We start from the raw sequence: 11,431 nt of genomic DNA on the forward strand, positions 1-11,431 counted from the left end.
TGAATCACCTTGTAGAGACGTTCCACCGGAACGTCTCTATACTTATAAAGACGTTCTACCGGAACATCTTTATAATATTTCTACAATCCTAATGCCGCTAAAACATCATTAGCATGAGTAGAAGTATTCACGCTTGAATCTACGTGAGTAATTTTGCCACTGCCATCAATTACATAGGTAACTCGTTTAGCATAACCACCACCATCGACATCGTAAGCTTTAATCAAAGTTTTCTCAGTATCTGCTAGTAAGGGAAAATTGAGATTGTATTTTTCGGTAAACTTTTGATGAGATCCTTCGTCATCGGCGCTCACACCTAGAATGACTACATCTTTGCCCTGATACTGGGTACTTGCATCACGGAAACTACAAGCTTGCTTAGTGCAGCCTGGGGTGTCATCTTTGGGGTAGAAATACAAAACTACTGTTTTACCAGCATAATCAGATAGCGAAACAGTGTTGCCATTGGTGTCTTTGACGGTAAATGCTGGTGCATTTGTGCCAACTGCTAAAGCCATAATATGCCCTTAATATCAAGTTTTCTAGTCCTCGATATTTATAACAGTTTTCTTTGGTGCAAATACACTAATCTAAGCGGCGATCGCTCTGGTGGGGTTTCCTCGCAGCAATTCCATTAATTCATCTCGGTAATCATGGAATATAGAGTGGCGCTTGACTGTAACGTTGCGATCGGGTAATTTAATCGACATTTCCTTTTGTATTGTACCCGGACGAGTTGTTAAAGCATAAATTCGATTGGAGAGAAACACCGCTTCCTCTACATCGTGAGTAATCATAAAAATTGTTAAGTTGTTTTTTTCCCAAAGCTCTAACATGAATTGGTGCATAGATTCTTTTGTATGGACATCTAACGCCCCAAAAGGCTCATCCATTAACATTACTTTGGGTTCAGAAGCCAAAGCACGAGCGATCGCACAGCGTTGTTTCATCCCACCCGATAGCTCTTTGGGTAAGGATTTGGCAAAGTTTTCTAACCCTACAACTTTCAGATAATAGCTGGCTTTCTCGCGGCGCTCTTTTTTGGACAATCCTTGCAACTTCAGTCCAAACTCTGTATTTTTTTGAACGTTCATCCAAGGATAAAGCGTGTAGTGTTGAAATACCATCCCGCGATCGGGTCCTGGCCCTGTAACCTGTACGCCATCAATTTTAACTTCTCCAGTGGTGGGGCTATCTAATCCGGCAATTTGGCGCAACAAGGTAGATTTACCCGATCCTGATGCGCCTACAGCACAGATGAATTCACCTTGGGCGATCGTCATATTAATATCTTTTAATACGACTAAAGATCCTTGCTTAGTTTCAAAGTTTTTGTTTAATTCATTGACTTGTAGATACATGATATGCCCCTGGTTATGTAGTAAATGCTCGAAAGTTGATTTATCTTTTTTGACTTGTCCAGCTACAGGAAACTCTTAATAAATATTGAAATAGCAAGTCGAAAGTTAGCCCGATTACACCAATTACAATTAACCCCACAAAAATTTCATCGGTTCTCAAAAACCTCCCTGCTACGCTGATTCGCCGCCCTAATCCTTCGTTGGCGGCGATTAATTCTGATACAATTACCAATTGCCAAGCGGCGGCTAAGTTAATCCGACAAGCATCAATAATTCCTGGGATAACGTGGGGGAAAATTACCTGTAACAATGTCTGTATACGACTTCCACCCAAAGTATAGGTTGCCTCAATTAAGTCTTTGGGTACAAATTTGACTGTATCCATGACCATTAAAGAGTTGAAGAAAAATACGCCAATAAAGATCAAAGTGATTTTTGGTTCTTCGCCAATCCCCAAATATAAAATTAGTAATGGAATAAAAGCCGGAGCAGGCATATAGCGAATTAAGCCAAATAGAGGCTCTAGTAAAGCTCTAATACTGGCAAAACTGCCCATCAATACCCCTACAGGAATTGAAAAAATTACCGCCAGCGAAAACCCTACCCCCACTCGCCACAAACTCGCCACAGTGTCTTTTAATAAATCTCCCGTACCCCACAAACGCCCGAATGCTTCTAAAACTTTTCCTGGGGAGGGCAAAAACTGCGGGTTTACATTGCCAAAAGTAGTTACTAACCACCACAGCAAAAGCGGTAAAGCAATAGAAGTAGTAATTAAGCCTGTATTTAAAGGCTTGGGGATATCTTCAGCAAGTCCCCAGAAAACCGTAGATTGGAGGCTTTTAGATTGTTTGGCATTTCTCCGCATTGATTCGGTAGGACTCATGGCTTTGAGGTGATAAGTGGATTTATTTCTTAGCTTTTGCGGCGTAGGCTTTAATAAAGCGATCGTCAAATAGCTTACTAAGGTCTGGCTTTTGCTTTGCTAGTCCAACTTTGGTTAAAAACTCGCTCATTTCTGCCGCCGCAAAAGCCAGAGATGTTCTATCTTTGCCGGGAAGAAAGGCTTTGAGGTTTTCTTCAATGCTAAAAATGTGAGTTCCTTCGGCGTATTCTTTGTATTGGGCGACGCTCACCCCGGCTCGTTTTGCCATAATTGCGATCGCACTATCAGAATTTGCAGCTATATAATCTAAGGTTGCAAACCACGAATCGACTAGCGCCTGTACTTGCTCTGGATGCTCGGTAAGAAATTTGCGCGTTACTACCAAATGATCGGGAATCGCCCCCGGAAACTCTTTAGAACTAAATAATTCTTTGCTCCCAGGACGCTTAAGAGCTTGAGTTGTAAAGGGTGCAAATACTCCCACTGCATCTACTTGTCCTCCTACGAAGGCGGCGGAAGCTTTACCTGTTTCTAAAGGTACAAATTGAATATCTTGAGAACTTAAACCTGCTTTTTCCAGTCCCAATAACAATAAAAAGTGATCTACAGTTCCTTCTTCGGCGGCTACTTTTTTGCCTTTGAGGTCAGCAATCGAGTTAATGCCCTCGCGCACAATGATTTTATCGTTGCCTGTAGAGTTGTCGTTTACTAACACAACTACTTGGTCTGCACCTCCAGAAACAGAGCTAATCGTATCGTTTAAAGTTTGACTATTGGCGGTAATTTGTTGCGCGGCTAAGGTACTGATAGATTCTAAATACCCGTCAAACCATTTCAAGTCTACGGAGGCTTTATGTGTATCAAATATACCTCTATCCTGGGTTACTTGCCAAGGAATCCAACCGGGCCATGCGCTAAATCCTAAACTTGCCGTAGCTGCTACACTACCTTGAGAAGATGAAGTAGTATCGGCATCAGTTTTAATGTTGGCTGCTGGATTTGTACAACTAACTGTTAAAGTCAAGCCTGCTACAAATAGAGCAATGTATGTAAATAGCGATCGCAGTTTCATTTCATTTTTTGTCAGTATTTTTTAAGGCTTAGTCTAATTTCATAGGAAATAGCAGATTACTTTGTCTGCTACTATTGCTACACAATTTTTTGTTAGCAAGGTTTTCCAACTAAGGTAGGTTTTATGATGATTTGCGACTTCACCCAATCTAACCAAGCTTCTAAACCTGCTCCAGTTTTGGCAGAAATAGCAATTATTTTGACGTGAGGATTCATTTGTCTAACATTTTCCTCAATGCGGTTAATATCTACGTCTAAATAAGGCGCTAGATCAATTTTTGTAATTAGTAAGCAATCTGCTTGTTGAAACATAATTGGATACTTGAGCGGTTTATCTTCTCCTTCAGTAATACTTAAAAGCGCAACTTTTAAGTGTTCCCCTACTTCAAATTCGGCAGGACAAACTAAATTACCCACATTTTCTACTAACACCAAATCAAAATCTGTGGGGTTGTATTGATGTTCTAATTGATGAATCCCCCCCGCCACCATTCTTGAATCTAAGTGACAAGAACGCCCGGTATTAATCGCAATAACTGGAACATTATATTTCCGCAAACGTTCCGCGTCTAACTCTGTCGTCATATCCCCTTCAATAACAGCAATTTTGATTTCGCTGCTCAAAGCTTCTAGAGTTTGTTCTAATAGCACTGTTTTACCAGCGCCGGGACTACTCATAATATTTAAGCAAGTAATTCCCCACTCATCAAAGCGATCGCGATTGCTGTCTGCTCCGGTTTGGTTAGCGTGAAGCAAATTAATCCCTAAAGCTGCGTCAAAAGTTTGGTGCATAATTTTCTACATACTCAACTCGATCAATTTTTAATTCTCTTCCCGATCTAATATCATCCATCGGCGACTTGCACTGAGGACAAGCATATTGAATGCCGATTTCTGGGTGATATTCTGCTTGGCATTGATGACAAAAAGCTACTAATGGCGTTTCTTGTATAACTAGCTTTACACCATTTAAAAATGTATTTTTAGTTTGCACTTCAAAGGCAAATTGCAAGCCTACAGGCTCTACACAAGTAAACTTACCAACAATTAAATGGATACAGGATATTTGCGGATTTTCTTTCTGACTTTCTTGCCAATCTTTGACGGTCAAAATTAGCGCCTTAGTCATGTCCGTTTCGTGCATTAATTAGTCCACTCCTTAACTAATTCTGGTTGAGCGTAAGGATGAATATAGTCAGGTTTTTGTTTTCTTGGTAATTGTCCCGATACTACCAAATGTCCCATTGTGTCACAAATTACCCTGGCGGCTAATAATGCTGTCATGTCGCTAACATCATACGGTGGAGAAACTTCAACCACTTCCAAGCCACAAATAGGAGCGCGTTGGACAATTTTACCTAACATATATAAAGCTTCACGGGGTAATAAACCGCCGGGTTCGGGCCAGCCAGTACCAGGAACAAAACCCGCATCAATACAGTCAATATCAAAACTGATATAAACGCAATCTGTGCCGTCTAAAGCTCTTTCTAAAGCAAAGTCTACGGCGTAATCTAAACCTTTTTCAACAATGTCTGTAACTGTTAAGATATTGCAGGCTTTCTCTCGATGAAACTTTACGCCTTCGCGGGGAACTTGCCAACCACCTATTCCTAATTGAACTAAGTTTTTAGGTGGGGCATTTTTAATATTTGTGGCGTGAAACCAAGGACAAGTGTGCATCCTTTCGTCTAAATCTTTCTCTTGAGTGTCTACGTGGCGATCGAAGTGAATAATCCCAACTTTTTTGTCGCCTAAATGCCGACAAATACCGCGTACTGTAGGGTAGCCAATAGAATGATCTCCCCCTAAAATAATTGGGAATGCGCCAGAGCTAAAAATGTGAGCAATTCCTTTAGAAATTTGGTCAAAAGACTTTTCATTATTAGCGGGAATTGTAAAAATATCGCCTACATCGCACAAAGTAATCTGTTCGCGCAAATCTACTCCTAATTCAAAACTATAGGGCGTATAAAGCGCTGAAATGCGGCGGATACCTTGAGGTCCGAAACGAGTACCGGGGCGATAAGTTGTGCCAGAATCATGAGGTACACCAACAATTGCTACATCAAATTCGCCAACTCTGCGGACATCCTCAATATAAGGCGCTTTTAAAAAAGTATTGATTCCCGCATAGTGAGGTAGTTCACCACGAGAAAAAGTAGGAATAGAGCGATCGCCTATACTATCTGCTCCTTCTAACCCAAATTCTAAACCCTTAGATACTTCTTGTTGCCAACCTGTTAACGGTAACTTTCTTTCACTCTCTAAAGCCCTTTCTGCCTCGCTAGGGGGTTGCTGGGGATGAGATTCTAAACTTTCTTCTAATGGGCGATCGCGTTCGGTCATTTTAACTGCTCCCTAGTATAAACTTGCATTCTGGCAACAAAAAACCCAGGAGTCAACAACAGTTGCGTAACTGTTAATGTTTCTCCTGGGCTTTTCCCCCACCGTGTAACTAATACTTATCAAGTATTAGTTGCTTCTCTTGGACCTGCCGCTTAAATTTCCTGCAAGGCGTAAAAATTTAAACCGGAACCCTAGAAGCTAATTAAGTTTTTGTTTTAGCTAGTCATCTAAACTATTACTATAGCCAGTGCTAATTGATAGTAATATCAAGATTTCCTAAATTGAAATGTATTTACAAATACAAAATGTCAACTATTGAAGCTAAAAGTTATAACTCCTTAACTTATTCTCCCAAAACTATTGCCAGAGCCAAGCGGGGTTTATTTTGTTCACCTTTCAAGATACATTTATTGGCAAAGATGCGCCACCAGAGCGTACCCATAAATGCGATCGCTTCCAATTTGGGGGTAGAAAATGGCTATACTCGCCACGCTGTATCAGAACTCGCCGCCGACAATGCCCTAGGATGGCTAATTCAAGTAGGTGTCTTGCGCCGCGAAGTAGATGGGCAGGGAATTACTGATAGTTTTCGCCTTACACCCCTAGGTAGCCAGCTAGTAGAACAATATGCTAATAGTGATTGGCAGCCATCCATAGGCGAAGTCTTTTATAACGGTTTAAATCAGTGGTTGAGATGGCCTTTTTAAAATCAGTCGTAGTTAATAGTTATAAACAAGCCGGAACAGGGAAGAATAAAACAGACGGTGCATCTTTTTCAATCTTCACCCGCCGCCATCAATAGCCGCTTATGAAATCCTTAATGGTAGTGGGAACAACTTCCCACGCTGGAAAATCCCTAATAACTACCGCTATATGTCGGATTATGTCTCGTCGTGGCTGGCGGGTAGCACCTTTTAAGGGGCAAAACATGGCTTTGAATGCTTATGTAACCGCTAGTGGTGGAGAAATTGGTTATGCTCAAGCGGTGCAAGCTTGGGCCGCCGGAACGCAGCCGACTATAGAAATGAATCCAATTTTGCTTAAACCCCAAGGTGATATGACATCTCAAGTCATCCTTAAAGGTAAAGCCGTTGGCAAGGTAGGAGCCGCCGATTATTACCAGCAATATTTTGATATAGGTTGGCAAGCAATTCAGGATTCTTTACAGCAGTTAAGTACAGAATTTGATTTGATTGTTTGTGAAGGTGCGGGAAGTCCAGCCGAAATTAACCTCAAACATCGCGATTTAACCAATATGCGGGTGGCAAAACATCTAAACGCGCCCACGCTGCTAGTAGTAGATATTGAGCGCGGAGGTGCTTTTGCTCATGTGGTCGGAACTTTAGCTTTACTAGACCCGGACGAGCGGGCTTTAATTCGCGGGATAATTATTAATAAATTCCGGGGAATGCGCTCAATTTTGCAACCAGGGATTGAATGGCTAGAGCAATATACAGGTATCCCAGTAGTAGGGGTAATTCCCTGGCTAGAACAGGTATTTCCTGCCGAAGACTCTTTAGATTTATTTGAGCGCAAAACATCTTCGTCTCAAGGCGATCTTAATATTACGGTGCTGCGTTTACCGCGAATTGCCAATTTTACCGACTTCGATCCGCTAGAGTCTGAACCTACAGTATCCCTAAAATATCTCCATCCCAAACAAGAATTAGGACATCCAGATGCGGTAATTATTCCTGGAACTAAAACTACCATAGCTGACTTACTATTGCTGCAAAAAACTGGTATGGCAGAAGCAATTAAAAACTATGCAGCTTCCGGCGGTACAGTTTTAGGGATTTGCGGCGGTTATCAAATGATGGGGCAATATTTAACCGATCCCGATCGCCTAGAAAGTGAATATAGCAAATGCGATGGGTTGGATTTGTTGCCAATTAAAACTATGATTACCGATTATAAAATTGCCAAACAAAGGCAAGTAACTTCAAACTTTCCCCAAAGTGGCTTACCGGTAGCTGGGTATGAAATTCATCAAGGGCGATCGCGTTTAATCGATCTTGAGGCAGGTACAAAGGATTACAGTCCCTTATTTGACGACCCTAGCCTCGGATTAGTGGATAAAGATCAATTAGTTTGGGGTAGTTATTTGCATGGATTATTTGATAATGGGGCGTGGCGACGTGCTTGGTTAAATCGTCTCCGCCAACAACGAGGATTAAAGTCTTTACCTACAGGCATTCCCAATTATCGAGAGCAACGAGAAAGTATGTTAGATACCTTGGCAACTAACATTGAAGCTCATTTGAATTTAAACGATATTTTGAGGTAATAATGGTTTGCGTACATTTTTTGCCCGACAATATTACCACTGAGGCACAAGTTGGCGAATTAATCTTAGATGTGGCTTCGCGGTGTGGGATAACTATTCCCACAGGCTGCTTGATGGGTACTTGCCATGCTTGCGAGGTAGAAATAGATGACGGTAACGCGATTCGTGCTTGTATTACTGCTGTACCGAAACGATCGCATTTAACAATTAATCTCTATAGCGATCCAACGTGGTAAATAGGGGCGCAAAGTATTGCGCCCCTACTACAATGGCAACGATTTATTTATTTGGTTGGGGAGTCATCCGCAAATAAGGCTTAATTTCTTCGTAACCCTTGGGAAACTTTTCTTTCAACACGGCTGGATCTTTCAACGATGGTACGATTACACAGTCGCCGCCATCTTCCCAGTTTGCCGGAGTTGCTACGCTGTAGTTGTCTGTTAGTTGCAATGAATCGATTACCCGCAAAATCTCCGCAAAGTTGCGTCCTGTACTAGCGGGATAGGTAAGAGTCAAACGCAGTTTTTTCTGTGGATCGATAATAAATACCGATCGCACGGTTAAAGTGTTGTTAGCGTTGGGGTGAATCATATCGTACAAGTCGGAAACTGTGCGATCGGGATCGGCTAAAATTGGAAAATTTAGTTTAGTTCCCTGAGTTTCCTCAATATCTCCAACCCAGCCATTGTGCGATTCCACATTGTCAACGCTTAATGCCAAGGCTTTAACATTGCGCTTATCAAGTTCTGGTTTGAGATAGGCGACTTGTCCAAGTTCTGTCGTACAAACTGGGGTAAAGTCCGCCGGGTGAGAAAATAAAACTACCCAACTATCTCCTGCCCATTCGTAGAAATCAATATCGCCGTGGGTCGAAGCTTGTTTAAAGTTAGGAACTGTATCGCCTAATCTTAGCGCCATGAATTGTTACCTCTGCTCAAAAATTCCTGTTGTTCACTTTAGCGATCATGCCATAAAAGACCGGTTTTCCGGTCGGATTGTAGCGGATTTGAATAAAATTTTAATAAGCGGGTGCAGCCAACGCCGAAATAGTTACACCTAAAATCGAGCCGATAATGACTTGAAAAGGCGTATGTCCGAGCAATTCCTTCAAACGGTCTTCATTAAACTCGTGGTCTTTGCTAAATAGTTCGTCAATCATTTGGTTAAGAATCCGGGCTTGCTTACCCGCCGCTTGACGTACTCCGGCGGCATCATACATGACAATAGCAGCAAAAATAGTGGCGATCGCAAATTCGGGACTTCCCCAGCCAGCCGTTTGTCCGACCCCGGTTGCCAAAGAAGTTACTAGCGCCGAATGAGCGCTAGGCATTCCCCCAGTAGTGACTAAAACGCGGACATTAAACTTACGATTTTTAGCTAAGTCAATAATTAGTTTTGAAGCTTGAGCAATCAGACAAGTTATGACAGCAATGTATAAAACGCTGTTATCTAGAATGTCGCCAAAGTCCTGCATGGTTTTGTTAAATAAGGATATTTAATGAGTGCGGCTAGTGATATAGTGAGCGATCGCTTTTAAGGGCGTGGCTTTGTCTCCAAATGGCTCTAATTGAGCTATAGCGGCGGCTATTAGCTGTCGTGCCTGATGGAGTGATTCTTCTATCCCCCACAAGCTAGGATAGGTTACTTTTTGCGCTTGTAAATCTTTTCCGGCAGTTTTGCCTAATTGTTCTTGAGTTGAGGTGATATCCAAAACATCATCAATAATTTGAAATGCCAAACCGATATTTTGAGAAAAACCAGACAATCGTTGCAAATCTTCTTCTGACATCCCGGCTAAAATTCCCCCACAAACTACACTAGCTTCTAGCAATGCCGCCGTTTTATGGTTGTGAATGAAATTCAAAGTTTCTAAAGAGACATCAGTTTTGCCTTCCGATTCTAAATCCACTACCTGACCGCCTACCAATCCTGCCGCACCTACCGCGCGTCCTAGCTTTGCTATTACTTTTAAAACTTGCTCGGCGGGTACATTAAAAGTATTAGTAGCAACAAATTCAAAAGCGTAAGCGAGTAACCCATCGCCAGCCAAAATCGCAATATCTTCGCCATAAACTTTATGATTGGTCAATTTACCCCGGCGATAGTCGTCATTGTCCATCGCTGGTAAGTCATCGTGAATCAATGACATGGTATGAATCATCTCTAAAGCACACGCCGTAGGCATCGCTGTTTCTAACGTCCCTCCAGCCATCTGACAAGTAGCAAGGCAAAGAATTGGACGCAACCGCTTTCCCCCAGCAAGTAAGGAGTAGCGCATCGCCTCGTATATCTTTTCTGGATAAACAACAGAAATCGCCCGGTCTAAGGCTGCTTCTACAAGGCTTTGATGCTCAAGTAAGTAAGCTGATAAATTAAACTGGGCTGTTTGTGAAGTCATTTGCAGATTATCCATTGCTACCATCGGTCAATTCCTCAAGCTGCTGTTACATCCGTAATAATTTTACGAGGCTTTGGGGAATATATTTTAAGAAATTTTATGGTAATGGCAATAGCTAAGTACAGTATTTTGCAACAATATAGCTCTAGTCATGGGTCCAATTCCGCCAGGGACAGGGGTAAGGTAGGAAGCAACTTGTTGCACCGAGGCAAAATCTACATCTCCTACTAAACGGCTTTTACCTGTAGTCGCATCCGTAATACTATTAATTCCCACATCAACAACTACCGCTCCCGGCTTCACCATTGCAGCAGTGATTAATCCTGCCTTGCCTACGGCGGGGATGAGGATGTCAGCTTCCTTAGTAATAGATTCTAGGTCATTAGATTTGGAATGGGCGACAGTAACCGTTGCATCTGCCTCTAATAGCATCAATGCTAAAGGCTTACCCACTAAAATACTTCTCCCGACAACAACGGCTTTTTTGCCCTTAAGTTCTATATTGTATTCTTGCAACAATCGCATAACTCCGGCGGGGGTACAACTGCGTAAACCGGGTTCGCCTCTTAGCAATCGTCCTAAATTAAGCGGGTGCAGTCCATCAACATCTTTGTTAGGCTCTATTTGGTGTAGCAGGGTAACGGCATCTAAGGGTTGTGGTAAAGGCAACTGTACTAAAATTCCATCTACTCTTTCATCTTGATTTAGCGTTTGAATTACTTTTTCTAGCTCCAATTGGCTTGTATTGACGGGGAAATGCTGACCAAAAGAGGCAATTCCCACATTTACACAATCTCGCTCTTTGTTTCGCACGTAGGCAGCGCTGGCGGGGTTGTCACCGACCATAATTACTGCTAAACCAGGGTTGCGTCCTATCTGCGGTGTCAATGCTTGAATCCGCTCTAAGAGATTCGTTTGCAGCTTTTGAGCTAAAGCCTTACCGTCTAATAATTTAGCCGTTGTATTCATTAAGATTGCACCTAGATTTTTAAAGAAAACTATTTAATCAATTAGCATTTTTTTTAACCGCAGCAAAGGTATTCGTATTTTTAGGTAGGTAAAAATATATTTATCTACAT

At 42.0% G+C, this 11,431-nt stretch carries 14 protein-coding genes and 1 riboswitch; of the genes, 3 read left to right on the plus strand and 11 right to left on the minus strand.

Annotated features, from left to right (window positions below):
- Positions 1-80: 80 nt before the first annotated feature.
- The 7 genes from SYN7509_RS0205355 to speB all read right to left on the minus strand — a co-directional run bounded on the left by SYN7509_RS0205355 (position 81) and on the right by speB (position 5,667).
- Positions 81-518 carry a peroxiredoxin gene (locus SYN7509_RS0205355; RefSeq protein ID WP_009632195.1) on the minus strand — a complete coding sequence of 146 codons (438 nt, stop codon included), beginning with the start codon at positions 516-518 and terminating at the stop codon, positions 81-83.
- A gap of 72 nt (positions 519-590) precedes the next feature.
- Positions 591-1,361 (minus strand): ABC transporter ATP-binding protein, encoded by a 771-nt coding sequence (locus SYN7509_RS0205360; RefSeq protein ID WP_009632196.1) that lies wholly within the window; start codon positions 1,359-1,361, stop codon positions 591-593.
- A gap of 40 nt (positions 1,362-1,401) precedes the next feature.
- Entirely contained in the window at positions 1,402-2,247 is an 846-nt protein-coding gene (locus SYN7509_RS0205365) for an ABC transporter permease (protein ID WP_009632197.1), read from the minus strand.
- Positions 2,248-2,269: 22 nt separating this feature from the next.
- Complete coding sequence (locus SYN7509_RS0205370) at positions 2,270-3,319, minus strand: ABC transporter substrate-binding protein (RefSeq protein ID WP_009632198.1); 1,050 nt, start codon at positions 3,317-3,319, stop codon at positions 2,270-2,272.
- 92 nt (positions 3,320-3,411) lie between these two features.
- Complete coding sequence (hypB, locus tag SYN7509_RS0205375; protein WP_009632199.1) at positions 3,412-4,110, minus strand: hydrogenase nickel incorporation protein HypB; 699 nt, start codon at positions 4,108-4,110, stop codon at positions 3,412-3,414.
- Positions 4,094-4,462 (minus strand): hydrogenase maturation nickel metallochaperone HypA, encoded by a 369-nt coding sequence (gene hypA, locus SYN7509_RS0205380; RefSeq protein ID WP_009632200.1) that lies wholly within the window; start codon positions 4,460-4,462, stop codon positions 4,094-4,096. The genes hypB and hypA overlap by 17 nt, the downstream gene beginning before the upstream one ends.
- Complete coding sequence (gene speB / locus SYN7509_RS0205385) at positions 4,462-5,667, minus strand: agmatinase (RefSeq protein ID WP_009632201.1); 1,206 nt, start codon at positions 5,665-5,667, stop codon at positions 4,462-4,464. The genes hypA and speB overlap by 1 nt, the downstream gene beginning before the upstream one ends.
- Before the next feature lie 80 nt (positions 5,668-5,747).
- A riboswitch (guanidine-I (ykkC/yxkD leader) is annotated at positions 5,748-5,873 on the minus strand.
- A gap of 99 nt (positions 5,874-5,972) precedes the next feature.
- On the opposite strand from speB, the gene SYN7509_RS0205390 reads away from it, so the two are divergent.
- The 3 genes from SYN7509_RS0205390 to SYN7509_RS0205400 all read left to right on the plus strand — a co-directional run bounded on the left by SYN7509_RS0205390 (position 5,973) and on the right by SYN7509_RS0205400 (position 8,190).
- The gene (locus SYN7509_RS0205390; protein WP_009632202.1) at positions 5,973-6,374 is read left to right on the plus strand and encodes an Npun_F0494 family protein; all 402 of its coding nucleotides are present in this window, start codon (positions 5,973-5,975) and stop codon (positions 6,372-6,374) included.
- A 101-nt stretch (positions 6,375-6,475) separates the two neighbouring features.
- A complete protein-coding gene (gene cobQ, locus SYN7509_RS0205395; protein WP_009632203.1) occupies positions 6,476-7,954 on the plus strand; it encodes a cobyric acid synthase CobQ in 1,479 nt (492 codons plus the stop codon).
- A 2-nt stretch (positions 7,955-7,956) separates the two neighbouring features.
- Complete coding sequence (locus SYN7509_RS0205400) at positions 7,957-8,190, plus strand: 2Fe-2S iron-sulfur cluster-binding protein (RefSeq protein WP_009632204.1); 234 nt, start codon at positions 7,957-7,959, stop codon at positions 8,188-8,190.
- Positions 8,191-8,233: 43 nt separating this feature from the next.
- On the opposite strand, the gene SYN7509_RS0205405 is transcribed toward SYN7509_RS0205400, so the two are convergent.
- The 4 genes from SYN7509_RS0205405 to folD form a co-directional block, all read right to left on the minus strand.
- Positions 8,234-8,872, minus strand: a complete 639-nt coding sequence (locus SYN7509_RS0205405) for a peroxiredoxin (RefSeq protein ID WP_009632205.1) — start codon at positions 8,870-8,872, stop codon at positions 8,234-8,236.
- A gap of 100 nt (positions 8,873-8,972) precedes the next feature.
- Positions 8,973-9,428, minus strand: coding sequence for a divergent PAP2 family protein (locus SYN7509_RS0205410; protein ID WP_009632206.1), 456 nt, complete (start codon positions 9,426-9,428; stop codon positions 8,973-8,975).
- Between the two features lie 21 nt (positions 9,429-9,449).
- Positions 9,450-10,376: a geranylgeranyl diphosphate synthase CrtE gene (gene crtE / locus SYN7509_RS0205415; protein WP_009632207.1), complete on the minus strand. Its 927-nt coding sequence runs from the start codon at positions 10,374-10,376 to the stop codon at positions 9,450-9,452.
- A 63-nt stretch (positions 10,377-10,439) separates the two neighbouring features.
- Positions 10,440-11,321 carry a bifunctional methylenetetrahydrofolate dehydrogenase/methenyltetrahydrofolate cyclohydrolase FolD gene (gene folD, locus SYN7509_RS0205420; RefSeq protein WP_009632209.1) on the minus strand — a complete coding sequence of 294 codons (882 nt, stop codon included), beginning with the start codon at positions 11,319-11,321 and terminating at the stop codon, positions 10,440-10,442.
- Positions 11,322-11,431: the final 110 nt, after the last annotated feature.

The sequence above is a fragment of the Synechocystis sp. PCC 7509 genome, from assembly GCF_000332075.2.
Classification (GTDB): Bacteria; Cyanobacteriota; Cyanobacteriia; order Cyanobacteriales; family Chroococcidiopsidaceae; genus Aliterella.

Excerpts from the sequence above, each read along its gene's own strand:
- SYN7509_RS0205390 (WP_009632202.1), top strand. The coding sequence starts at position 5,973 with ATGTCAACTATTGAAGCTAAAAGTTATAACTCCTTAACTTATTCTCCC.
- SYN7509_RS0205360 (WP_009632196.1), bottom strand. The coding sequence starts at position 1,361 with ATGTATCTACAAGTCAATGAATTAAACAAAAACTTTGAAACTAAGCAA.
- hypB (WP_009632199.1), bottom strand. The coding sequence starts at position 4,110 with ATGCACCAAACTTTTGACGCAGCTTTAGGGATTAATTTGCTTCACGCT.
- folD (WP_009632209.1), bottom strand. The coding sequence starts at position 11,321 with ATGAATACAACGGCTAAATTATTAGACGGTAAGGCTTTAGCTCAAAAG.
- hypA (WP_009632200.1), bottom strand. The coding sequence starts at position 4,462 with ATGCACGAAACGGACATGACTAAGGCGCTAATTTTGACCGTCAAAGAT.
- SYN7509_RS0205400 (WP_009632204.1), top strand. The coding sequence starts at position 7,957 with ATGGTTTGCGTACATTTTTTGCCCGACAATATTACCACTGAGGCACAA.
- crtE (WP_009632207.1), bottom strand. The coding sequence starts at position 10,376 with ATGGTAGCAATGGATAATCTGCAAATGACTTCACAAACAGCCCAGTTT.
- SYN7509_RS0205370 (WP_009632198.1), bottom strand. The coding sequence starts at position 3,319 with ATGAAACTGCGATCGCTATTTACATACATTGCTCTATTTGTAGCAGGC.
- SYN7509_RS0205410 (WP_009632206.1), bottom strand. The coding sequence starts at position 9,428 with ATGCAGGACTTTGGCGACATTCTAGATAACAGCGTTTTATACATTGCT.
- SYN7509_RS0205355 (WP_009632195.1), bottom strand. The coding sequence starts at position 518 with ATGGCTTTAGCAGTTGGCACAAATGCACCAGCATTTACCGTCAAAGAC.
- cobQ (WP_009632203.1), top strand. The coding sequence starts at position 6,476 with ATGAAATCCTTAATGGTAGTGGGAACAACTTCCCACGCTGGAAAATCC.
- speB (WP_009632201.1), bottom strand. The coding sequence starts at position 5,667 with ATGACCGAACGCGATCGCCCATTAGAAGAAAGTTTAGAATCTCATCCC.
- SYN7509_RS0205405 (WP_009632205.1), bottom strand. The coding sequence starts at position 8,872 with ATGGCGCTAAGATTAGGCGATACAGTTCCTAACTTTAAACAAGCTTCG.
- SYN7509_RS0205365 (WP_009632197.1), bottom strand. The coding sequence starts at position 2,247 with ATGAGTCCTACCGAATCAATGCGGAGAAATGCCAAACAATCTAAAAGC.